Source organism: uncultured Prevotella sp. (genome assembly GCF_946407605.1).
GTDB lineage: Bacteria > Bacteroidota > Bacteroidia > Bacteroidales > Bacteroidaceae > Prevotella.
Window position 1 is genome coordinate 1 of sequence record NZ_CAMJOS010000010.1, and the last position, 26,990, is coordinate 26,990.

4 protein-coding genes are annotated in these 26,990 nt (G+C 48.8%); 2 read left to right on the forward strand and 2 right to left on the reverse strand.

What is annotated here, in order from left to right:
* Window positions 1–108 precede the first annotated feature (108 nt).
* A complete protein-coding gene (locus Q0R57_RS06075; protein ID WP_294744698.1) occupies window positions 109–900 on the forward strand; it encodes an RNA methyltransferase in 792 nt (263 codons plus the stop codon).
* 156 nt (window positions 901–1,056) lie between these two features.
* The gene (locus tag Q0R57_RS06080) at window positions 1,057–3,627 is read left to right on the forward strand and encodes a prolyl oligopeptidase family serine peptidase (protein WP_294744701.1); all 2,571 of its coding nucleotides are present in this window, start codon (window positions 1,057–1,059) and stop codon (window positions 3,625–3,627) included.
* A gap of 581 nt (window positions 3,628–4,208) precedes the next feature.
* Here Q0R57_RS06080 and Q0R57_RS06085 read toward each other — a convergent pair.
* Both Q0R57_RS06085 and Q0R57_RS06090 read right to left on the reverse strand, forming a co-directional pair.
* The gene (locus tag Q0R57_RS06085) at window positions 4,209–4,718 is read right to left on the reverse strand and encodes a hypothetical protein (RefSeq protein ID WP_294744705.1); all 510 of its coding nucleotides are present in this window, start codon (window positions 4,716–4,718) and stop codon (window positions 4,209–4,211) included.
* Window positions 4,719–5,013: 295 nt separating this feature from the next.
* A complete protein-coding gene (locus tag Q0R57_RS06090) occupies window positions 5,014–26,970 on the reverse strand; it encodes a BACON domain-containing protein (protein WP_294744708.1) in 21,957 nt (7,318 codons plus the stop codon).
* Window positions 26,971–26,990: the final 20 nt, after the last annotated feature.

Here is a 26,990-nt window from a genome sequence, read left to right on the forward strand (position 1 = left end):
ATTTCTGTGATTTCCGTGATTTCTGTGTGACATAAATTATCTGTGTTATCTGTGATATCTGTGTGAGATAAAATTTTCTATGATTTCCGTGATTTCTGTGTGACCTTTATGATAAAAGAAATAACCTCTCTGTGTGACCCAGGCGTGGAGGTCTTCGGCCAGCTAACCGAAGCACAACTGCGAAACACCCTCGCCCCCGAGAAAGGACTCTTCATCGCCGAGAGCCCCAAGGTCATCCGTGTGGCCCTCGATGCTGGCTACGAGCCGGTGTCCCTGCTCTGCGAACGACGACATATCACCGGCGATGCGGCCGATATCATCGACCGCTACCCTGATATCCCCGTCTATACAGGCGACCGCGACCTCCTGGCGCAGCTCACGGGTTACACCCTGACGAGGGGCGTGCTCTGTGCCATGCGCCGACCCAAGGAACGGCCTCTCGCCTACGTCCTTGAGGGAGCTCGTCGTGTGGTGGTCATCGATGGTGTGGTCGACACCACCAATATCGGAGCCATCTTCCGCTCGGCGGCAGCCCTGGGCATCGATGCCGTGCTGCTCACCCGTCAGTCGTGCGACCCGCTCAACCGACGGGCCGTAAGGGTGTCTATGGGCTCGGTGTTCCTGGTGCCCTGGACATGGCTCGACAGCTACTCGTCTCTCTCCGACCTAGGCTTTAAGACGGTGGCGATGGCCCTCACCGACAAGTCCATACCCCTCGACGACCCCATCCTGACTACCGAGCCGCGCCTCGCCATCATCATGGGCACCGAGGGCGACGGTCTTCCTACGTCCACCATCGCCTCTGCCGACTATGTCGTCCGCATCCCCATGGCCCATGGCGTCGACTCCCTCAATGTCGCTGCCGCTGCCGCCGTCGCCTTCTGGCAACTGCGGCCCTAACCGTGCCCGCCGCTCCTGCGGTTATCGTGCACTTCCCGCATGCAGTTCTCGTGCACTTCCCGCAGGTTCTCCTGCAGTTCTCGTGCACTTCCCGCATGCAGTTCTCGTGCACTTCCCGCAGGTTCTCCTGCGGGCAATAATAAAAACAATATACAAATGAAAAAACTAGCTTTTTATTCCCTCTTGTTGCTGACCACCACTGTCTCAGCCCAAGACACCACCTTTGTAGTAAAGGAATTCAATCTCTCCGGCCCCTTCGCCGTAACTACCCCCTTCGGCACCGATACCGTCGATGTCAATGGCAAGAAGTTCGACGAGAAAAGCCTCTTGTCCAACCTGCCCCTCACCTCCGAGTCCACCACCACCTTCAGCGGCCGGGTGCTCCCCTCGCTGAAGGACAGCAAGAGCGTCGGCCTCCTGTCGTTCTACCTCAACAACAGCGACTACCTCAAAGGTAAGATAGAAGTGAAAGGTCCCAAGAACTATAAGCTCTTTATCGATGGCCAGGAGGCCGGCTCCGACCTGGCCCTCGCCCCCGAGCACCACACCTTCGCCATCAAGTTCCTCGCTGAGCCCAGCGACACGGATAGCATCAGCGTGACGCTCAATTCTCACCTTTCTTGCGTCCCTTCGGTAGCAAGCGAGCAAAGCTCGAGCGCACCTTTCACCTCTCACCTTTCACCTTTCACCTCTCAATTCTCACCTTTCACCTTTCACCTTTCACCTCTCAAATCCCACCCCTACATGGTCCACGACCTCACCGATGGCAAGCGGGTGCGTGGCGTCTCGCTCTCGGCCGATGGCAAGTTCATCATCGTGAGCTATCAGACCACCGAGCGTGGTGGCAAGAGCCTCTGGACCTATGAGCTGCGAGAGGTGAAGAACCTGCGACTGCTGCAGCACCTCAACGGCAACAAGACCTGGATGCCTCGCTCCATTGCCTATATCGACGAGGAGTGGCAGGGCGACAAGCGCGTGCTTTATAAGGTGGACCCGCTCACTGGAGAGCGCACCCGCTGGGCTTATGACATCCCCCGTGAGAGCTATACCATCAGTCCCACCGAGGACTACCTCATCTTCTTCTGCTCAGAAGAAGGTCCTAAAGAGGATGCCGATGTCTATCAGGTTCTTGAGATGGACGATCGTCAGCCAGGCTGGCGCTCACGCTCTTATCTGAAGCGCTATGACATCAAGAGCGGCCTCTGCCAGCGCATCACCTTTGGCAGCAAGGGCGAGTATCTCTTGGACATCTCTACCGACGGTCGTCAGCTGCTTGTCGCCTCCACCCATTCCCGCTTGGAGCGCCGTCCCACCGATGTCAACAATTACTATATCATCGATGCCCAGACGCTCCGTACCGACACCGTCCTCCTCGATGCAGAATTTCTGGGCGGTGCCGGTTTCTCGCCCGATGCCCGTCAGCTCCTCTTCGTAGGCACCCCCGAGGCCTTCAACCGTATTGGTTGTCAGCTGCCTGCTAACGTCACCCCCAGCATGACCGAGAACGAGCTGTTCCTCTATGACCTCGCCACCCGTAAGGTCACGCCCCTCACCAAGGACTTCGACCCTAACATCGACGGCGAAGTGGTCTGGTCACAGGCCGACGGCATGATCTATTTCCGTGCCGAGTGTCGCGACTACGTCTACCTCTATCAGCTGAATCCCACGACGGGAAAGATTACCCAGCTGCCCATTGCTGGCGACGATATCTACCGTTTCGATATGGCCAACCACGCCACCACCCTCAGCTATCTGGCCTATAACACCATGGCTCCCGCCTCTGCTTACGTCCTGACACTCAACTCAAAGGCGAATTCAAAGGCGGTAGCAAACTCTCACCTTTCACCTTTCACCTCTCACCTTATTTTTGATGGCCGAAGTGCCCTCAAAGATGTCGAACTCGGCACCTGCCAGGACTGGAACTTCACCAACAGCAAGGGCGACACCGTCTATGGTCGTCTCTACCTGCCCAAGGACTATGACGCGTCGAAGAAATACCCCATGATAGTATATTATTATGGTGGTTGCTCGCCCGTGAGCCGTTATTTCGAGTCTCCCTACGCTCCGCAGCTGTGGAACTCCCTCGGTTATGTCGCTTATATCATAGAACCCAGCGGCGCCACCGGTTTTGGCCAGGAGTGGGCCTCCCGCCATGTTAACACCGCAGGTCGTGGACCGGCGGATGATATCATCGAAGGCGTGAAGAAGATCTGCGATGCTCATCCCTTCATCAACCGCGAGAAGATTGGTTGTATGGGTGCCTCCTACGGCGGCTTCATGACCCAGTATCTGCAGACCGTCACCGACATCTTCGCCTGTGCCGTCAGTCATGCCGGCATAGCCAACCATACCAGCTACTGGGGACATGGCTACTGGGGTTATAACTATAGCGAGGTGTCGATGGCCAACAGCTATCCCTGGAGCCATCGCCAGCTCTATGTGGACCAGTCGCCCCTGTTCAATGCCGACAAGATTCACACGCCCCTGCTCCTGCTGCATGGCGATGCCGACACCAACGTGCCGCTCGTTGAGAGCCTGCAGATGTTCACCGCCCTGAAGCTCCTCGGCCGCGAGGTAGCCCTCGTTCAGGTCAAGGGCGAGAACCATCATATCCTCGACTACGGCAAGCGTGAAAAATGGCTCGCCACACAGATGGCGTGGTTCGCCCGCTGGCTTAAGGACGACCCCACGTGGTGGGACGCCCTTTATCCCAAGAAGAATCTTTAATTCAAAAGCGGAAGCCCTTCGGCCTCCGCTTTTCTTTTCTCCATCCTCTTTTTCTTGCAGGGTAAACCCTGCTGTTTCTCATCATCCCTTAGTCCCTTCTTACCGTAAGAAGGGATCTCGACCTACCCCCGGCCCCCTCCCTCTCCAGGGAGGGCATCCAGCTGACTTCGTCAGTTTTTTTGGTATGGCTCACAAAGCTTTCGCCCTACGGGTGAGCCATGTCTCTTTTATCGGCTACCGCTTAATTATTATTTATGAGTAATTCATGGTCATTCGTGTTTAGACGTCTACGGAGCCTAGGAGTCTAAGAGTGCGGTAGCCGATAAAAAGACACCCCGGACCTGTGATGGTCCGAGGGTACCTTAGTGTAAGAGCGCTAGGGGCGCGGTTGGATTCCTCCCCTGGAGAGGGGAGGAGCCGAGGAGGGGTTGAAGCCCCTTCTTATGAAGAAGGGGTTGGGGTTGATGGGAAATATGCAGGACTTTGCCTGCAAAAAAGGGGCTCAGGGGGAAGCCCCCTGAAAAAAAACAAGGGACTGCACTTGGTGCAGCCCCCTCTTTGGTGTTTTAAATGGGAAAGGATTATTCGTAATATTCTATGGTGCGGGTCTGTTCCATGTCCTGACCCATCATATTCGTCTTGCGGCTAATCCAGTTGCCTTTGGCATCATACTTATAATCAGTATACTGCATAACCATCTCCTGGCCACCGAAGTTCATCGACTGTGAGGCGATGGCACCCTTGTCATTATAGGTATAGGTGGTGGTGATGTCGTTGCCCATCATGTTCATGCTCTGGCTCACTACCTTGCCGTCCTTCCACTTATAGGTGACGGTGGTCTCCTGACCGCGCATCGACATCTTTGCCGACTGCAGATAGCCTTCTGCGTCATACTTAGCGTCGGTCATGCCCTCGCGCTGCATCTTACCGTCCTCGCTGAAGGTGGTAACCTGCTGGCGACCCATCATGTCCTGGCTAATCTTCTTGACTGCGCCCTGAGCCTCGCTGAGCTCTGCATCGTGGAACTTTGTCTGTGCCTGCATGGCAAACGGAAGTGCCAGCATGGCAATCATCATTAATACTTTTTTCATTGCATTTGGTTTTTAATTGTTATTAATGTAAGATAATTATCACCTCTTAGACGTATCACATCTCAAAAGGATTAATCCTTTATAACTTTTTTTCATCATTTCTTTATTTCATGAAGAAAGGGGATGATTGCTCACCCCCTTTCCACTCTTGACATTCGGTCTAGTCTGCTCTCGCTCGGCATAGCTCAAACAATTTCTTGCGTCCCTTCGGTAGCAAGCGGTATAACCGAGCGGGCTCTACTCTCGCTTACTCGCAGCCTTCACCTTTCACTTTTCACCTTTCACCTTTCACTTTTCAGTCTCCGCTTGGCGGCGTTGCAGCCGCTTGCGTCACCTTGATGGTCTTTGTATCGCCAGCACCAGTGATGGTGATGGTAGCGGTGCGAGGCGTAGTAGCAGTGTTGGCCTCTGCCGTCACTGTGACGGTAGCGCTTGCTCCTTCACCCTTGCCGCTGACAGGTGTGACGGTGAGCCACTTAGCATTACTGAATACTTCCCAATTAGTATCAGTAGTGACGGTGAACGTCTTACTGCTACCAGCTTTTTCGAAGCTCATGGTTTCTGGAGCGCCAGTACTGAACGACACACCCACATTCACTTCCGTGTCTTGGTTCACAGGACCGGAGTCACCACCACCGAAGACGTTACCCTTGACATCGGCACCGTTCTTGATGTTCACCTCTGTCCATACAGTATTCGAGAATTTCTCTCCCAATTCCGCATTACCACGGCTAGCGCCATAGACCTCACCACCGTAGTGGGCTTGGTAGTCTGTAGGTGTACCGACGGTTCCTGCGATGTTCACACGGTTGAGCGACTCATAGCCTACGCCTCTTGAGCCGGTGGCACCTTTTCGGTCAGGATCGTCTGTTCGAGTAACAGGAATCTTTGGTGCACCCACCGTAGAGAGTGAACCACCACCATAGACGTTACGATGGATGATACCGCCATTGATGTTCACCGTGGTGAAGCGGGTCACAGAACCGGCAGAGGTACTGTGGTCTTCTTCCTTCAGCGTTGATGTCCTTGGATTTGTGCCAGGAGTTGTATAGTTAACTTCATCTCCAAAGTCACCATCATAGTTGATGTCGTACTTGTACATACCGATACCAGAACCAGCACCATAGACATTACCACGAGCCAGCCACTGCAGGTTGTCAAGATCCTCGGTGATGCTTGCGGCCTGTTCCTCCGTGGTTCCAGCAGCTATGGTCTTTAACTTATTCAATCTGTTATCGTAAGTAAATGGCAATCCAATCTCACCGCTAAAGACTGTCACAGCAGCATCACGGCGGATGTGACCATCCTGACCGCCACCATAAACAGAACCCAAGATGAGCGGAGCCTTACTAGCCATACCAGCATTCTCGTTGCTTTGTCCTGAGGTACCGATGATGACTTCCGTCTCGTTGGCATAACCCACGAAGAACTCAGGGCAGTAGAGATAACGTGGCGACTCTAAGACGTTAGGAGCAGACTCACCGCGACAACCGCCGAATACGCTACCGTATGGCAGACTTGCAGATGAATTCCTCGGATACATGCTATTCGAAGGATTGGTTACATCGATATAGCCCACGGTACCGCCAGTAATCTTCACTGTACACTTACCGCTGTTCAAGAAGGCCTGGCTGAAGTAATTACCACCATCCCAGAGTTTGTTGTCGCCAGTCAGTTTCTCACCATAGCCTGCAGTAGAGTAGTCATCAGGACCGCCGGCATAGTTACCCTTACCTACAGAACCCATGTTACCACCACCATAGACATTACGTATCACATAACCGCCATCCATCTCGACAGACGTGTTGCCGAATACCTTACCGGCTGTGATACTATAGCAGGTGGCTTTATACTGATCATCTTTCTTTTCCGGGGCCGTGCCTGAACCGGTATTCGTATCGATTGTTCTCCTTTCTTCAGGTATCATGGTCAGCCAGGTAGAGAACTGTCCCTTACCGCTACCACCTCCATAGAGAGAGTGACCAATCAGACCGTTGGTGAGTGTCACCTTTGTGTCGCCCATCACGTGTCCGTTCTCAGCACCGCCATACACGGCACCGGCAACACAGTCAACCATAGGATTAGTATCTGAGCTACTTGTCGGATTCAGGTAGTTTGTCGGAGTTGCAGTGTTATTTGCCGGATAGTTGATAGTAACCTCCGAAGAGCCAACGTTTGCGCAGAAGAAATAGTCATTGTAGTCACCGGCAATACCCTTACCGCCGCCATATACATCACCATTGTCTTTATCAGCAAATGGGTTGTTCTCATCTTCTGCACTCGTGAGTCCTATACGTCCGCCGGTAATGGTTATGTTGGTCTTGCCTTCATAGCCAGGGAAAAACTCGTACTTATACGGCCAGCTTAGGGCAAAGCTGTTGTTCTCATCGTCGTGCTTGACGATTGTGGCGTAAGCAGCATACTCATTGGTCTTGGGGTTCTTGAATACCACGTTACCGTCAGCCTCTGCAGCTTCCTTGGTGCCACGCCATGCTTTAAGCGTATAGTTGATGATACCTACCGATGCCATCTCACCACCGCCATAGACACTCTTCTTTACTCTACCGCCGTTGATGTTCACATTGGTTTCCTGACCAACTATACCAGCCCATTTCATGGGGCTGTAACCGAAGAATACTGTCGTGTTGTCCGGGCCAGCAGATTCAATAGTAGCGTTGTAGCCTTCATCTGTGATACTACTACCATAGCCACCGCCATAGACATCACGGTTCACGGTGCCACCGCTAATGTTGATGTTAGTCTTGTCACGCATTATACCCATCTCGCCACCACCATAGACATTACTCTTAATCAAGGCAGTTCCGCTGATGTTCACGGTAGCAGTCTTTGCCTGACCCAGCTGCGGCCACAACGGGTTAGGAGTTGTTCCGTCCAGCAGCTCGAGTCGTCCCATGCTACCGCCATAGACGTTACCACCCTTGGTGTGGCTGTTGCTCTCATTAGTAAGAACTTCAATATCATTACCGATGGTACCGCCATTGATGTTAACTGTGATGTGACCGTAGGTCTTGGTCTCATCCACATCGGTTGTCGCAGGATTATCCTTAACATCTTCCGTGAACTGACCATAGTTAGAACTTGTCTCAGCGTTGAAGCCGATACCCACAGAAGCCAGTCGGCCACCACCATAGACAGAGCCCAGCATGGTACCGCCCGAGATGTTCACCTCCACGTTGCCGCCAATGGAACCTGCGGTAATGGCATCACCAGTGAATCCTCGACCAGCACCGAAGACGTTACCATCGACGTATGATGTACCGGTGGTACCAATCAACGTCTGAGTTTTGGTGTTATCGGCAGTGTAGTCAGACTCGTTGATGTTCACCGTTACATTTTCCAACACGTGACCATCCTCACCGCCGCCGAATACGGAACCATAGATACGGCCACCGGTGATGTTCACTTCGGCTTCTCTAATGTTCGTCCAGGTGTTGAAGAAGGTACGTGTGTCACCCTTACCAGCACCAAAGAGGTAACAGGTCACGGGGTGAGCGGCAATCTGTTCCAAGGTACGAGGCACACCGAGTGTTGCCGTACCACCGAAGTTGACGGTACACAAACCTCCAGACTTAGGTATCGTCGGCTCGTTATAGATGTCCTTGTCGTACATACCCACATCGGTATGTTCATTACCACCATAGATACTAGTCAGGATGTGACCGCCGGTAATATCCAATACGGTATTACCTCGTACCACACCTGCTGCACGGTGCCATTTACCAGGAGCGTATGGAATAACACCACTACCGCCACCAAATACGTTGCCGTAGTAGGTGTGACCATCCTTAGCAATACTTGAACCTCCTCTAGCAGAAGCAGATTCCTGATAGCTATCATCATAATAATACTTGTCCTTGCCTTCAACCGTTTGCTTGTATGTTGCATACGGGTCGTGAGGTGCACCGCTGTCCTTGTCATAATCCCAGTGAGCACATTCCAAATCATAATAGACAGCATCAGAACCAGAGCCTGACTTAATAGGAGGCGTATTTGATTCAAAGATATTTAACTCTTTATAGCGCGTGGTTATTTCTTGACCTTGACCAATCTGGCAGTCACCTTCAATCGTTACATGCGTGTTGTACTGTACAATACCATTCAAGCTACCGCCATAGACCGAACCCTTCACAAATGCATTATCGCTGATGGTCACGTCAGTCTTGGATGACAAGGCCAGCGTCTCGATAAATCCGAGATAATCAGCTTCATTAGTATAATACTCCCACGTATTACCAGCAACCATATGCTTGGGCAAATGCATGTCTTTTTCTGAAGTATCCGAATCGTCATAACCTGTTGTAGCATAGTCATAAACCTTTGGCAACACACCCTTACCGGCACCAAACACGTGGCCAGTGTCGTCAGGACCGTTAGCTGCAGTCATCCTCATGTTGTCAGGGCCAATTTCTGCATTGCCTCTGATGATGACCTTACAGTTGCCACTGGTCTTATTGGCCAAAGCAACAGGCACACTGCCAACGACCTTATATCTGGCCACGGAAGCAATCTCACCGCCACCATATACACTACCAAGAACCTTGGAATTGCTTTGGACGATGACTGTTGGATTACCACGTACCAGTGCCGAGTAACCATGAGTTTCAACGCCCTGGCCGGCACCAAATACATCACCATAGATAACGGGCGCGTCATTTGCCTCGACACCGATGGTTACCATAGTGTTCTTCTCTACACGACCAATCATACCGCCGCCATACACGTTACCTGTTCCCGCTTTCAGTTTTCCGTCTTCAAGGGTTCCTACAGTACCGTTGGCAATGGTGACATTTGTACCACCATCAGGATTCGCAATGCCATCGCCATCTACACCCACCATGGCTTTCTCACACTGGAAGGTGTCGGCCTTACCCTTACCGCCGCCGAACACATTACCGGTAATGGTAGCTGCGTTGCGGGCTGGGGTAGGAGTGGATGTCTGCGCAACATCATCCTTGTACCAAGTCCAAGCAGTAGGTGTCTTAACGTCGCTTGTAGAGATATGACCATTCAATGTAGCGATATAGGCTGCTGCATCTTCCATATTGATTGTTGCACCTGCAGCATAGGTACTACCAATGGCTTCATTCACGGCAACGGCTTGCTTAGCTGTAAGCGCTGTAGCGCAGGCAATATAACCAGTGATAGTTTTATTATGCTCATTACATTCAGCCTGAGTGTAGTAAACAGCAGGCGTCTTGACGTCACCTATTTGTTTACCAGTAGGTATTTCGTCACCTTCTTGATATAATACTTCAGGTGTCTTAACAGTAGCAGTAGACCAATAACCAGTTAGTGTTGCATTATACAGGGCTGCATCTTCAGTGTAAATCACGCTGTTTTCTACATAAACGTTTTCACCAGTTAATTTTAAGGTAGTATTAACGGCACTAGCCTGCTCAGCCGTAAGCTTTACACCACTGGGAATATAACCTCTTAACTCAGCATTCTGCTTACTACATTCTGCCTGAGTATAATTAACGGCATTTCCTGTTTGCTTACTTGTGTACTTATGGCCGCTTGCATCTGTGGTCTCCCATACAGGATTACCTTGGGCATCCCATGTCAGCCACTTACCCGTACCAATTTCCACATAAGTATCACCTACGATGTCTGCCAAGTTACCGCCACCATAGATATTGCCAATCTCACCGACAGGAAGTTCTACCCAATACCTCGTTTTTACTAAGGTATGTTTGTAGAGTGCACCCAGAGCATCTTTATATACGTATGTGTTACCACCTTCTGTTTCTTCATAATCGGTAGTAGGCTCTGGAATTACGTCACTATTAGTCTTTTCAACTCTCGTTACTTCCTTTCTCTCGTCGTTAACGATGACATAGTATGTGGTCGTTCTTTCAGAAGAATTGTATTGGGTTCCATTGGCATCTTGCCAGTCATGAGTATCACCAGTTCCCTTGTCTTCAACCTCCACTTTACCATTTGTCATGTTGATATTGACATGCGGGTTGCCGACTACCTTAGCACGATAACCACCACCATAGATGTTGCCAATACTCGTTGCAGAGATTACATTGATGCGTGGGTCCTTCTTGGGATAAGAATTGAGAATAGCATCGAAGGCATTAATCTCTAATTGGATATTCGCTTTCTCCTCCTCAGATAGACTAGAATCTTTTAATTTCTCTTCATCTGCCGCTTTTAGGGTCAGAATATTGGTTTTATATGCCTCATACGATTCCTTAGTATGTGGAATGCGTTGTGCAATGGTTCCGATATCACCACCGTAATCTATGTTCTCAGTCTCATAGACACCATAACCACCCATAGGATAGCCATAGACAGAGTAGGGGGCGAGATAGCCACCGGCATACAGTTCACCGATTCTAATAGGCTCACATCCGCCTTCCTCAATGTTTACGGTGATAGAACCTGCGATGGCACCACTGGTGTTGTTACCACCGAACACACGTTCCAGTGAAGAGCCGTTGGTGATGGTCAGGTTAATGTCACTATTGACGTCAGCATTCTTAGCACCGCCGAACATCTCCTTCACACCATGGGCACATTCCATCTTTAAGTCAACATTACCGTCGATAGGAGCATCCTTACCGCCACCGTATGATTCATCCACGTCGATAGGACAGTCATCATACATACTTTCGTACATTGACAATGCAGTGGTACTAATGTTACCCTTCTTGTTACTACCACCATAAACGTTGTGAATCTTACCACCCTTAATCTCAGTAGTGGCAATACCTGAACCGTAACTATAGTTCTGTTGTCTCAACTCCTTGGTAGCAGCATCTGTGTTTTCAACAGCTGGATATGCCTTGGCTTTTGTAGATCCATCATGTCCTTCGGTAGTTGTACTGACAGTGGTATAATTATAGTAACCCACATTGGCACCTGGGTTCTGATACCATTTGTCATCAAATTCGTATTCATCGGCACCATTACCGCCGCCAAATGCTTCATCAATCTCGTAGGTACCATTTACCTCGAGATACGATGCCGGAACAGGGGCTGCATTACCACCGCCATACACCTGTTTGATGCTGGTCAGTTGACATCCGTCGATGATAACCTCGGTTCTTTCTGTGGTAGCCTTATAGTCAGCTGGCGTATCATCTTTAGCAGGGCCATAGGGCTTGTAAGGAGCCAGGTTGCCACCGCCATACACTGCTATCACATCATACCTCAAAGCCTTGATTTTTGCAATCTTCTCATCAGTATCTGCGTTAGTCTTGATATCAGAAGAGATACCAGTGATAGCAGTCTTTAGAGCCTCTACAGCACTTGCGTTGTCATAGACAGACTGATAACTACTTACATTCATGCTGATGGCTTGTGCCACCTTTATCTTGTCTGCAAGAATCTTTTTAAGATCATCTGTCGTATTAACGCTTGACAGATTCACGTCGTCTAATGCAAACTTGTCTGCAATGGTCGCCTTGCTGGCATCTTTATTCTGCGTAGCATAGACATGCACTAAGACGTGACCCTTCGGTGTACCCTTGTAGTCGTTACAGCCGAAGATACGATTCACGATACAGCCTTTATCTGTAGGATTCAATTCTTTGTTCAGTTCCACAGTGGTGTTACCATTTACATTGGCATCAATGTACTTCGTACCCTTACCGCCGCCGTAGGCATCGTTTGTAATGGTACCGCCAGTGAGGCTGACCTCGGTGTCATGCTTCACAATACCACCTTCGCCGCCGCCATATACGGAACCACTAACAGTACCGCCAGTGACATTCACGAAAGACCAGATGTCGGTAGCGTACTTCGTGGCATCGTATTCTCCGTCGGTAGTGTCAAAATGTGGATTACTATCAAGGTACGAATCACCAGGACCGCGGCTGGCACCATACACGTTGCCACCAATGTTGCCACCCTTGATGTCGACCTTCGTGTAAGTATAGGATTTATGACTGCCTGATGCTGCCTTTAACTCGTCGTCCGTCTGTGCTGGTGTCTTTGGAGGACCAACAGATGCCAAGGCACCACCGCCATAGATGTTACCATGAACACTACCGTTGTTAACTTCAACAGTTGCGGTGCAAGTTACAGAGCCTGAAGAGTTGTTCACCTTGTCAAGGTTACCGTCCTTATAGGTACCGATACCTGAGCCAGCACCAAAGACATGGCCGCTACGGCCTGCGGGATCGTTTTCTGCCGACTGACCAGTGATATTACCATTGAAGATATGCACCTCGGTACTGTTGCGCACATGTCCGTCCTGACCGCCGCCATAGATAGAACCCTTGATAGTGGGGCTATTGGTAGAAATGTCGTCAGTCGAGGTACCACCAACATTGATAATGGTCTTATTGACATAGCCCATGAAGAAGTCGGGCACATACCTGTAGCGTGGCGAAATCCTACAACTTGCAGCGGCCTTACCACGGCTGCCGCCAAACACAGAGCCATAGGGCACGCCATCAGCATCTATAAAGGCATCAGCACCTTGGTCTTCATCAAGTCCAGTGCCAATAGTACCGCCCAGAATATTCACCGTAGTAGTACCGCTGTTCAGGAAGTGCCATGGCAAATCCTTGGTTTCACTTGAGGCAGTAGATGTTGTCCATAGATTACCATCGGCAGAAGGCAGCTCACCATAACCCGCTTTAGAATAATCATCAACACCGCCAGAGTAGTTACCCTTACCCACAGAAGCCATATTACCACCGCCATAGACGAACCAACCCACGTTGCCGTTGTTGATTGTAACTTTGGTGTTGCCATAGACCTTACCGGCCGTCCAGCTATGAACATCTTCTACAAGGTCCTTCGAAGAATCATTGGGATCTTTCTTGTTATGACCTTCGTTTTTAGCATCCCACAGTGTAGATTTGAAAGTGCTAGTACCCTTACCGCCACCGAAGACCGTACGGTTAATCGTACCGCCATGGATAGTGACTTGGGCATCCTCCATGACGTGTCCGTCCTCACCGCCGCCATAGACGGTACGGATAGTGGGCTTCGAATGGTCTTTCTGATTTTCCGTGCCGATAACGACCTTGGACATTCTGACATTGGCATACTTCGCTTCCTCATAACGGTGCTCGGTAATATCGCTAACACCAAATTCGACTTTACCTCTGGCTCCGCCAAATACATAATTGTCAATCTGGGCTGTACCATTGATCGTGACATTGGCTGTACCTGTATTACTGCCATACGTAATCTCCAGAGGCCAGCTGAGGCCGAAGTCATACAATGTCGTTGCCTGCTTAAGATCCGCTTTATCTGCACTTCTGTGCTGGAATGTAGTACCGTCGATGTCATTGGTAATCGTTCCCACAGATCCCATGGAGCCACCGCCATAGACATTATTCGTCACTCTGCCACCACTGACGGTAACATAGGTATTGCCAGTTACAATACCAGCCCATAAGTTATTATGCTCCTCTCCGGCATCAACTACTTCATCGTTATCAGCATCATCCCAATAGGTGTCTGTACCACAGCCGGCACCATATACATTACCACGGGTAATAGTGGCTTTTTCCTTCACTTCGTCATTTGTAAAGGTGTACCAAGGATCTGAACTGTCAGCAATACCAATAGTACCGCTATAAACGGTTACATAAGCATCTCCGGCATTGTGACCATTCTCACCACCACCATAAACAGAACCCTTGATGATGGGACCCGAGCTTGAACCATCGGTGCCAATAGTAACCCTGGATTCTTTAATCCATGCCACCTTGTCGTAGGGGTCTTTATCTATGGTGGTTGATGGATTACCCATCTTAGCCTCTACAGGCTTAGCCACGTCACCTCGTGAAGATCCGTTCACCATACCATTGTCGCGACCGCTGATACCGATGGTACCGCCAGTGATGGTCACATAGGCTGTACCTCCACTGGTCCATGGGGTAAGGGGTACACCGTCAGGGATATAGGCGACTTTGTCGGCCAAAGTGAATGTGCCCACAGAACCAAGGGCGCCACCACCATATACATTATGGTAGATGCTACCACCGCTGATAGTCACATGCGTATCGCCCTTGACCAGACCAGCAAGCGTATGGTCAACATGGCCTTTACCGCCTCCATAGACATTACCCATTGTGGCACCGCCAAACATCACGTAGCCTTCATCCTCCGATCCGTCTTTAGCATGAACCTCGTTGCGACCAATCTCACCGTTGCTCACTGTCACGTAAGTGCTTTCATCCACGACAGCCATCTCACCGCCGCCATAGACACTGGCACGCACCTTGGTGTTAGCACCACTGATGCTGACAGAGGTGTTGCTGGTCACGCTTCCACCATGGTTGTCATTGTCATCGTGCTCTTCCACACCCATGCCACCGCCATAAATACTACCGAAGGTGTACTTCACACTACTGTTACCATTATCAGGAACAGAGACGGTTTCCTTCACTGGTGTTGCTCCGGTAATCTCCGTACCGATGGTACCACCCGTAACGATAATCTCTGTGCCTACAGTCCTGCTCTCGGCAGAGGTATGACTGCCTGTCACTGCACCGAACTCGCCGCCACCATAGACATTACCCATAATCCAGGTATTGTCGCCGCTGATGGTCAGCTTCGTACTCTTCACATTACCTAACTTCGTCCAGTTTGTAATGTCAGTTACATTATCCAACTTCTTGCGGCGTCCCATACCGCCGGCAAAGACGTTACCGCCCTTGGTATGCTTCAGCCGGTTGTTGCTTTCAAGCAAGGTATTCGGCATATTGGCGGTGGCTGTTGTCAGAGCAGCACCCGTTACGTCTGGAGCAATATATTTGTATTCATTCGTATTACCAATCGTACCACCAGTAATGTTGATGGTAACATGTCCGTAACTCGCTGATTCGTTTACATCTTGGGTTGACTCATCGTCCGCCACATCAGCCTTCATGGTTCCATTTGTATTCAATCCTACAGAACCCAGACGTCCGCCACCATAGATACTGCCCATCATCGTACCGCCGCTGATAGTCATGGTGACATTTCCGCCCACATTACCGGCCAGCACATTCTCACCAGAGAATCCACGACCACCGCCGAAGACGTTACCGTCCACATAGGAGGTACCCCAGGTACCGATTACGGCTCCAGGCTTGATCTGCACATCAACATCACCCACCACGTGACCATCCTCGGCACCGCCGAAGACCGAACCGTAGATAATACCGCCAGAGACTTCCACATTCACGCTGCCCACATTCGTCATACCATTGAAGTGTGAACGCGGGTCACCCTTACCGGCTCCAAAGAGATAGCAGGTGAGCGGGTGAGCGGCAATCTGTTCAACGGTACGGGGCACGCCGAGTGTTCCGCCCGACATCTTCACAGTGCAAGAGCCAAGCACGTCAGTGTACTCATTACCACCATAAACGTTAGTCAGGATATGACCACCGGAAATGAGCACTTTCGTATTGCCTTCCACGGCACCTGCTGAGGGAAGCCAATCGTAGTCCGTAACTTTTCCTCCGGATGTTGCTTTCACATAGGGATAATAGCCGGAACCGCCACCGAACACACAACCATAATAGGTCTTACCGTCGCTCGGGTGCGCAGAGCTTCCACCAGGATAGAGAGAAGGTGCATCGTCAGCATACGGGTCATAAGTTTCATACACCCAATTGGGAGATTCGCTTGTACCTGTATTTCTTCCGTAGTCCCAGTGTGAACATTCGGCCAGTGCATTACCAACAGCTACTGGAGTTGTAGTCGGATCAATGAACTGATTCTCGTTGTATGGCTTGGCTTTGCCGTTGTCTAATGATAGATTACCGCAACCAATCTGTCCGCCCTCAATCTTCACAAGCGTATTGCCACGAACACGTCCGTTCTCACCGCCACCATAGACAGAAGCCATGATGAGAGCTGTGCCCTTGATGGTCACCTCGGTTTCATTGACGTAAGTGTGGAAATCAACATCGGGGTCAACGGCAGGATTCTCTACGTCACCTCGACCGGCACCGAACACGAAGCCTACGTCTACGATTTCATTGGCCGTCATACCATTATTTGCTGCAGCATCGGGGCCAATCTGGCCACCACTGACTACGACGGTACACTTACCGGTATTTGCTTTAAATGTCTTAGGCTTACCACCAAGACAACCATCATGGGTAGGATGTCCTGTTGGAAGTGTTTCTCTTGCAGTTACCGTACCTACCGAACCCATGAGACCGCCGCCATACACGCCGTCTTCCACATAGCCATCGAGCATCGTCACATATGTGTTACCCTTTACGTCGGCCTCACAGCCACCGCCATACACACTTTGGTTCACGTTGCCGCCACCTTGATGGATATAGGTTTCGCCTTCAACAATACCCAGATTACCACCTCCGAAGACACCATGTCGTTCAGTACCTTCAATGGTGACACCTACAGCACCAGATGCTAACGTGACACTCTCATATTCATGTGTTGTAGTGTTCTCCTTCGCACAGATGTTCACATAGGTTTTTTCTGTTACATTAGCATTGTTACCACCACCATAGACGTTTCCTGTGATGTTAGCTCCGAGAACAGGGGTAGAAGTATAGGCAATATCGGCATAGGTATAGCCAGATATAAGTTTGCCATCGTTATCAAAGATGGGAATATATACCGGGCTTTCTGCTGTACCATTATTCTTAACAGGTACACCATCACTATTATGCTGCATGATGGCAACTGATGATTCTGTACCGATGTTTACCGTTGTCGTACCGTTTACAGCAGCCTCATCGCCGCCGCCATATACATTACCGATGGTTCCTAATTCATTCTTAACCTTGCATTTAATAGTATACTTCTCTCTGTCAAATGTTGCATTGGTAAGGTCTACCACCTCAATGTTAGGTATTTCTGCTTCAATGGCATTTTTTATTTGTTCATTAGTCTTGCCATCAAAATCCGCTTTATCTCTAGAAAGAACAAATGGAACGTTGTTCTTGTCAGTGGCCCAGAGACCTTTCGTCATGTTGAGGTTCACTTGAGTTGTTCCATTCACGGTTGCTTCACCTCCAAATCCACCTCCAAAGATATTGCCAATATGGGTACATGATTTGACGTTTATGGTGATAGAGCCGTTTGTCGAACCAGTACCTGGATAGGCTGCTTTGTTACCGCCACCATAAAGATTACCTATAATAATGGGATCACAATCATAGGTCTCTTGGATATTAATAGTGATATCACCACCGATACTACCACCACTATCGTTACCGCCATAGACGTTCTTATACTGACCGCCGATAAGGGTCATGGTGACATCGCCACTGATACGAGCGTTGTAGGATCCACCATAGAGATACTCCACAGTCTCACCGAATGATGAAGGACATTTTGCTACAATGAACACACTTTCTACATCGGCATTCTTTCCTGCACCATACACGTTCGTAATCTTCAATGGACAATTAAGGTTCGGGTCTGGATCGAGGTTCTCTTGAATGTGACCGCATAGTCCTTTCTTATTACTACCGCCATACAACCAGCGAATCGTACCACCTTTGGCATTGATGGTACCAGTACCGGCTACACCACCAATCTTTATGACATCAGCACCAGGGTTCGGTCCCCAAGTACCTGATGCATCTTTCACAGGATCATCACCATTACCTCCACCGAAAATCATACCAATCTCAAATGTTCCGTTGATGGTGACAAGTGTTTGGGGTACAGAAGCAGAGTTACCGCCGCCATATACGCACTCGATACTGGTCTCATCGCAACCTTCAATCAGAACCTGTGTGTTCTTACCGTCGGCTGGCAGGTAGTTAGCAAGGTTACCGCCACCATAGACAGAGTGTATCTCATAATATCCATACCGATGGCCTACGTTATCCTCCTCAGGAATGGTTCGTTTAACATTAACCATGATGTTACCCTTCGGCGTTCCGTTGGCATTGTTAGCACCGAACACACGACCGTATTTGGTAATTGGAACATCAGTTCGCTCTTCGCTCCCGTCAATGAAACTGACCTTTTCTTTTTCTTCGGCAGTCTCCTGATGGAACTTAGCACCATTAACAGTAACTGTGACATCGCCATAAACCATAGCCGCAACGGCTGAAACAGCTGCTACCTCAGGTGTTCCAGGAGTGTAATCTGGATCTCCAGGTTCTCCATGAGCTGGTACGGCATCACTGCCGGCTACAGCCTTTCGTCCAAGACCACCACCATAAGCATTACCTACGATACCGCCATTCAGATTGACAATGGTCTTGTATGTAGTACCCGTACTTGCGTCATTCATATCTGTTGCCCAAGTACCTTTTTGGTAATATGTGGTACCAGATGCAGCTTTCTGATTCTCTGTTTCAATTAATGTATAGCTACCGCCAGACTCTGTATAAAGTCCAGTCACTACAGACACATCAGCAGTGAGACCACTGACCGCCTCATAACCATTAGCATTCCAGTTCTCTGTATTCGTATCAGCCAATGCACCGCCGCCATACACATCGTTGACAACAATTCCGCCACTTACGTTGACAGTCACATTCTTTTTGACAACACCATAGGCACCGCCACCATAGACAGAGTTAAGAATGTTACCACCATTGATGTTGACAGTGGAATTTCCACTCACTCGTCCTGCATGTTCAAATATCTCAAGACCAAGTCCACCGCCATAGACGTCACCACCTGTGACTGTGCCACCTGTACTTTTACCAATCGTACTGCTCTCCTTGATGGTTACAGACGTATTGTGCTGTACAAATCCACTCTCACTACCTCCATAGACAGAGCCATTGACTTTGGCACTGCCTTCAACAGATACTACCGTACGGGTAGCTAAGGCCAGCGTCTCAAGGAATGTATGATATTTTGCCCTTGTGTTAAAATACTCCCATACATAATTGTGACTTGCATCAGTATATCCCCAAAGGTCTTTGATTGGATTGTCTGCATTGTTATTATAGACCGCTGAATTATAGCTCATCATGCGCTTGGGCATTTGAGTCGTATCTGATAATGATACAGTATTACCGAGATAGAATGAAGGCACCTTTCCTTTACCTCCGCCATACAAGTGGCCTGTGCCATTATATCCGATTTCTGCACTTCCTTTGACGGTGACGTTACAAACGCCTAAGTTTTCGTCTACCAATGAATAAGGCATTCCAATCTCTAATGCGGTTCCGGAATGACTATCCAAATATGCCTGATCAACCAGATAATATTTGCCCACAGCAGCTAACTCACCGCCACCATATACATTCTCGTGCACCTTAGCAGAGCTCTGAATAGTGACATAAGTGTTACCACGAACCAAAGCAGAGTAACCATGTGTCTCTACACCAGCACCAGCTCCGAAAACATCGCCCTTGATTTCAGGTGAGCCTGTTCCAGAGTCAGGTCCAATCTTCACAGTCGCATCGTTTTCTACACGACCTACCTGACCTCCACCATAGACATTATGGTCCACCGTACCGTTTGTAATGGTGACATTGGTTTTGTATGCGATACCTTTCTCACACCAGAAAGTATCTTCCTTACCTTTACCGCCTCCGAATACATGACCCTTGATGGATGCTGAACTACCAGTGATGTTCACATTACAAACACCAGTATTGTTGTAAGCGTAAGTTGTTGGGTCTGCTGGGTTTATGTCGTCGAGAGGAGTATCTGTCCAATAGAAATTCCTCATGTCATTAGAAATGACATATCTACCCACACAGCCTAATTCACCACCACCATAGACGTTGCCGTTTATGGTGCCACCACTTACAGTAACGTTAGTATTTCTACGAACCAGAGCATATTCGTTGCTTATTGCATCTGCAGAACCACGGGCAGCTCCAAAGACGTTACCGTCTCCTACAGTTCCGCTTACACCCACTGTACCATCACTGATGCTAACTTTAGTAAGACCGCTGGTTGCCACATCAGCTGTACCCACAGAACCCATAGCACCTGCACCATAGATATTGTGAACAACATGTCCACCAGTTATATTAACTAAGACATTGCCTTGTACGATACCTGCTAATGGATTGTAATGTTTTTCTCCGTCATCGACAGTCTGGTCATTATCTGCATCAATCCAGTACTTGTCTGTACCGCAACCTGCACCATAGACATTACCGCGATAGGGGTAAGCGGCACCTGTATAAGTTTTGTCGTCAGACTCATCAGCTGGAGTATTATTATTATCAATAATCTGTGAACCAGATTCAATACCGATAGTACCACCGTTGATGCGGACTGAAGCATCGTTGTAATTATGACCATTCTCACCACCGCCATATACAGAGCCCTTGATGAGTGGGGTAGAGGTCGTGACAGTAGCGTTTGCTGTAGTATCACCAATAACTACATGTGTATCATATACCCATGCCAGTTTGTCGTGAATAGCATCAGGAGCACCCACATCACCTCGTGATGAACCGAACACCATGCCATTTTCATTGCCATCAGTACCAATAGTACCGCCAGTAATATATACCTCGGCCTTACCGGTATTGGCTGTTGCGAGTCCAGTCGGCATGCTTGTACTATTATCGTAAGTGTAAGTACCCACTGAACCATAGGCACCACCACCATATATGTTATGCAGGATAGTACCGCCGCTGACGTTAATACGAGTGTTTCCCTTCACAAGACCAGCCTTGACCTTGTTGAGATCTGTCTGATTGCCTGTTCCATTACTACCCAGACCACCGCCATACACGTTACCATATTCGGCACCACCTTCATTATCAGTACCAATGATTCCTCCCGTGACATTAACCACAGGACTACCATCCATAATAGCTTGGTTACCACCGCCATATACGCTCTGAGAAACGGTACCTCCATTGATATTCACAACCACGGTGCTCTTCGGCGTACCATTCTGATTATTACATCCAAACACGTTGTTGACGTGATTGTTGACATTTGCAGTACTACTACAGCCTTCATACACATTCACCGTGATGGGTCCGTAGACATCTGCATCCTTTAATTGTCCTGATTCGTCATCTCTGCCATAGCCGCCGCCATAGATATTTCCCTTGTTGGAGGTGGGATTAGTGTCACTAATGGTGCCACCATAGAAGTTGACAGTGGTAGTCTTATTGCCTGTTGTCGCAGTTACCCTATCAAGATGTGTATTATCCCAATTATCGTCTTTTGTTGCATTTACCTTACCCTTGGCACTGCCACCATAGACATCACCTGTGATGTTAGCGTAGCCGACATAATTCGGAGATTCATTGGTTCCTGCATTGGTTCCGATGTTCACCGCCACATTGCCGGTGACTGTCGTCGTCTCACCATAACCACCACCAAAGATGTCAGCTGTGATATTGATACCCAATGACTGTTGTGCTGTACCAATATTAATCTCAGCATCACCATCCACATCAGCAGCATTACCGCCTCCGTAGATACCAGCTGTAATGCTTTTTCTTAAGGGGTAATTTACTAAATCATTAGGATTATAATCAGGATTAATGAATTGGTCACTGCTTGCAATAACGACACCTTTTTTGTGTTCTTCAAGTACAGTATTAGTTTCAGTGTCAATGGTTTCTCCGTCAGTACCAATGTCAACCGTTGTACTACCTGTAACCTTGGCTTCGTTACCACCGCCGAACACCTGTCCGATTGTACCAATGGGGCGGTTTGTACTGGGGGTAGGCTCAGTTGTATTACCATGGAACATGTTTATTTCCACATGCGTATTACCGATAACCTCGGCCAGGTTACCACCGCCGAAAATCTTTCCGATAGAAGTACATGACTCCACAAGTACATCGATGGCATAGGGGACTGGGTCTGATTGACCTGTTGGGATTGTATGGTCTACTGCCCCTTCTGTTTCTGAGGTATTAGGAACCCAGTTATCACCAACCTTTTCACATCCATATTTAGAATAAGGTGCTTGGTTACCACCACCATAGAGTTCGCCAATCTCAAGAGGCTTACAGCCTTCTTCTTTGGCAACCACCCTGATCGTACCATTGATACTGCCACCTTGATTATTACCTCCGAACACACGTCCGAACTTACCGCTTGTTACCGTTAATGTGACGTTACCATTAATAGTTGCATTTGCAGCACCACCATAAACAGCATCCACATAGTCATCGGGCATACACTCCAGGATGACGTTAACATCGCCCGACATTTCAGCCTGGCTACCTCCACCGTAGATGTGCTGAGTAACTAGTTTGTCACAACAATTAGGAGTGGGTGTGCTGCCATATTTTGTTGTATAACTAGATTGAGTAGCAGTCTTAACGTCTGCACCATTACGAATATCACCATTACTGTTACTACCACCATATACATCATTGATTGTACCGGCCACCAAGTTGACTTCTGTTTTGCCAGTACCGCTGCTATAGTTAGTTGTGCTCAAGTCAGATTCGCGATGGAAACCTACATGGGCAGCGTAGCTTGCACCACGTTCACCATTACCTCCACCATATACATTGTTGATAATGGTAGAACCTAAAATCCACACCTCTGTACCTGGGACGGCAGCAGCATTACCACCACCATATACATTATCTATACTTGTCTGGTTACATCCTTCAATGATGACCTGGGTGCTTCCTACGCCTGATGTTGTGGGCACATAATCTGCCTCATTACCACCACCATAGACAGCAGCCACATGATAGGTGTCGTTGTTAGAAGCAGCTGCCGTTCTAAATACATGCACATTGACCTGACCTAATGGCGTTCCCACCAAGTTGTTACAGCCGAATATCTGGGCCGTACCAGTATAGGTACGATCAAACTTGGTACCGTCAAGAATTACATTAACTGTTGTAGCAGCCGTTTTACCCGATGCAGTCTGATAGCCGCCACCAAATACATTTCCATAAATGGTGTTACCATAGAGATTGACATCTACCGCATGAATCTCGCCCTCCTCAGAACCACCATAGACGTTACCATAAATATTAGCTGTTCCAGCGTAGCTCGTGACAGCAGACTCCCCTTCGCCCGTTACAGTCTTTGTTCCTACGTTCAGCGTCGTCTTGCCAGTGACGCTTGTTGCAGATCCCTTACCGCCACCAAACAGCACATTGGGAATTGGATTGGGAGCTGTAGGAGCCGTTGTTGCGAAGGCCGAACCAATAGTTCCACCTGTTACCGTCACAGTTGATGTGCCACCTACCGTTCCACTGGTATTACAACCGCCATACATAGCAGTCAATACATTACCAGAGGTCATACTGACCAAAGTATTGCCTGTAACACCGGCCTGGTTTCCACCGCCATACACATTACTAATTCTCGAATTAGTGGCGCTCTCAGTGTTAGCCGTAGTACTGATAGTTACGTTCGTACCTCCTACAGAAGCCTCATTACCACCACCAAATACCTTCTCAACATAAGAACTGCCAGATACTGTAACAATAGGGGTACCTGTGTAATTAGCAACATTACCACCTCCATACACATTACTTATGGTATAAATATCAGGTGATGTTGGGGAGTCTGTTCCCGTCACATTCACTGTTACTGTGCTCTGAGGTGCACCGTTGATATTGTTACAACCGAACACATTGGTGGCTTTACCACCACTGACAGTAACAGTCACTGCTCCATTGACGAGGGCTGCAATGGCAGATACTTCCTCGTTTTCGTTTGTAGCCGGATTATCTTCCACAGCCAATCGTCCTAAACCGCCACCATAAACATTTCCAGTGATTGTGCCGCCTGCAATGGTGACTTGATGAGTGGTGGGGGTATTGCCACCTGTTCCCACGTTGGCCAAAGCTCCACCGCCATAGACGTCATGAGTAACAGTACCTGCATTGACATTCACAGCAGTATTTCCCGATACGTCTGCCAAATTACCGCCACCATAGATGGTGCCTACTGATGAGTTGGACTTTCGCAGATTAATCTGTGTGTTTCCTGATACTTGAGCCAGATCACCACCACCGTATACGTTGCCAGTGACTATAGCAGCATAGTTGGCGGGAGTAGTCTGAGAAGTATAATTTGGGTCTTGTGTAAGATTATATAAGAGCGAATTTTCCGTTTCAAGGTTGCCCATGGTTGTTGCATCGTAGCCGATATTGACCTGCGGACTGGCTTCCACCGTTGCTGATGAACCCTTTGCACCGCCAAAGACATTGGCGACAGTGCCGTGGATGATGTTGACAACAGGCGAGATGCGTTCAGTACCACTGGCTGGCGTATAGTCTGGCTCGTAGGGTGTTACGTTGCCAGCACCATAGATATTATTAGTGACATTTAGCGGACATGTGCCTTCATTGTCAAGAACATTAACGGTAATCTTACCATGAATTCTACCGTTGATATTGCTGCCACCAAAAGCGTTCTCCATAGTTCCTCCATAGAGGTTGAGGGTGACATCGCCAGAGATGTCTGCTGATGCTGCCTCTCTCTCAGTTTGAGTGGCACTTGCTGCAGGAGTTATTCCCTTTGAACCACCAAAAACATTGGTAAAGGTACCACCAAAAACGTTAAGAGTGACATTACCAGTAATGTCTGCCTGATTCGAACCTCCATAGAAACTACCTACGGTCATGTTTCCGTTACAGGTCAGAGTAGTTGTAATATTACCTGTCAGATCCGACATGTTAGCACCACCAAACGATTCGTTGATCATCAGGGGATAATCATTACAGTTGTCCTCAATTGACAAAGCCACATTGGTAATATTACCCTTACTATCACTACCGCCAAATACCTGATTGTAAAGACCGCCTCGTATTTCTGTTTTAGCGGTGCCATAGATATTAGCTCCAGGATTGTTATCACCTGCGCCATTACCACCACCGAACACGTTATAGAAGCGTCCGCCATCGATGATGACGTTGGTGTTAGCAGCAATAGCCCCTGTTCCTGTAGTACCGACATTCGCAGCATTACCACCACCATAAACTGCTTTTACTGTGTTTTCAGAACAGCCATAAACGTAAACCGTGGTACTATGGGGGGTGCTACCAGTCGGTGCCACTGGCGTATAATGAGCGAGGTTACCACCGCCATAAACCGCTTTGATGGCATAGCGTGCTTCACTGCTTTCATCTAAGTCCTCCAAATCAATATTTGTGACGTCGGGGAATTGGTTATTGTTGTCTCCATTTGTATGTGCTGTTTTATACACATTAACAAGAACATCGCCTTTAGGAGTTCCGTTGGCATTGTTACAACCAAACACGGAGCCACCAATAGAGACATTTCCTGTAGGAGTAGTTGATGGAGATACAGGCGCTGTACCGATGTTGACGGTCACATTGCCATATACCTTGGCATCAACAGCTGTGACCGCTTCTACAGCAGGCTGGTAATCATCGTCACCGGGCTCTCCGTGAGCTTCTACGGCATCCGCTGCCTTTCGTCCCAGACCGCCACCATAGACGTCATGTCCGATTGAACCGCCAGTCAGATTGACTGTAGTCGTATAAGTCGCTGGATTAATAGTCTCATCGTTCTGTCCGTAGTTTGTTGCATTGCCGATATTCGTATCGCCTAACGCACCACCACCATAGACATCGGTAGTCACTGTGCCACCTTGGATATTGACAGTCACCGAACCTGATACATTGGCACTCAGACCTCCACCATAAACATTTACAGCCTTTCCGGCAGTCATTGTTACCGTTGTACTGGTTCCTTCGTATGTGGCTTGGTTACCACCGCCATAAACATTCCGGACACCATCCTCTGCAGTACCGTTGATGTTAACCGCAATAACTCCCTTGGGAGTACCTAATACATTGTTGGCTCCAAATACATCACGAGCTTTTCCGGCAGTCATAGTAACAGTGACATCACCATAGACATTCGCAGGAACGTCATTCGCGTCGTTATCAGAATCATCATAACCCAGTCCACCGCCATAGACATCTTGTTTGATTTCACCACCAGTAATATTGACTTTGGTTTCTGTCTTCTTATAATAGGTTTCGTCTGCTTCCGCTGTACCCTCCGTATAGGCAGTGTAGTTGCCTCCCGACATGTAATAATAACCTACTAGGGACGTACCCGCAGTTAAGGTTACCGCATGATATGTTTGAGTGAATGCATTGTTTACCCAGTTATCCATATTAATATGAGCCTTTGCACCACCACCATATACATCACCTTCAACTACACCACTAGAGATGTTCACCGTGACAGATTGCCCCACGTCGGCTAGGTTACCGCCGCCATAGACATTACCTGTGATAACGACGCCTGCCGTTGACGTCATGGGACTACCCACGACTATCACCATGAGGAGCAACCGCCATGCGGTAGACCTTGCAGAACTGTTATATAACTTCCTCGCAGTCATATTCAACTTTCGTAATATCTGGTTGTCTATGTTATGTTTCATATCTTGTTTATTCGTTTTCT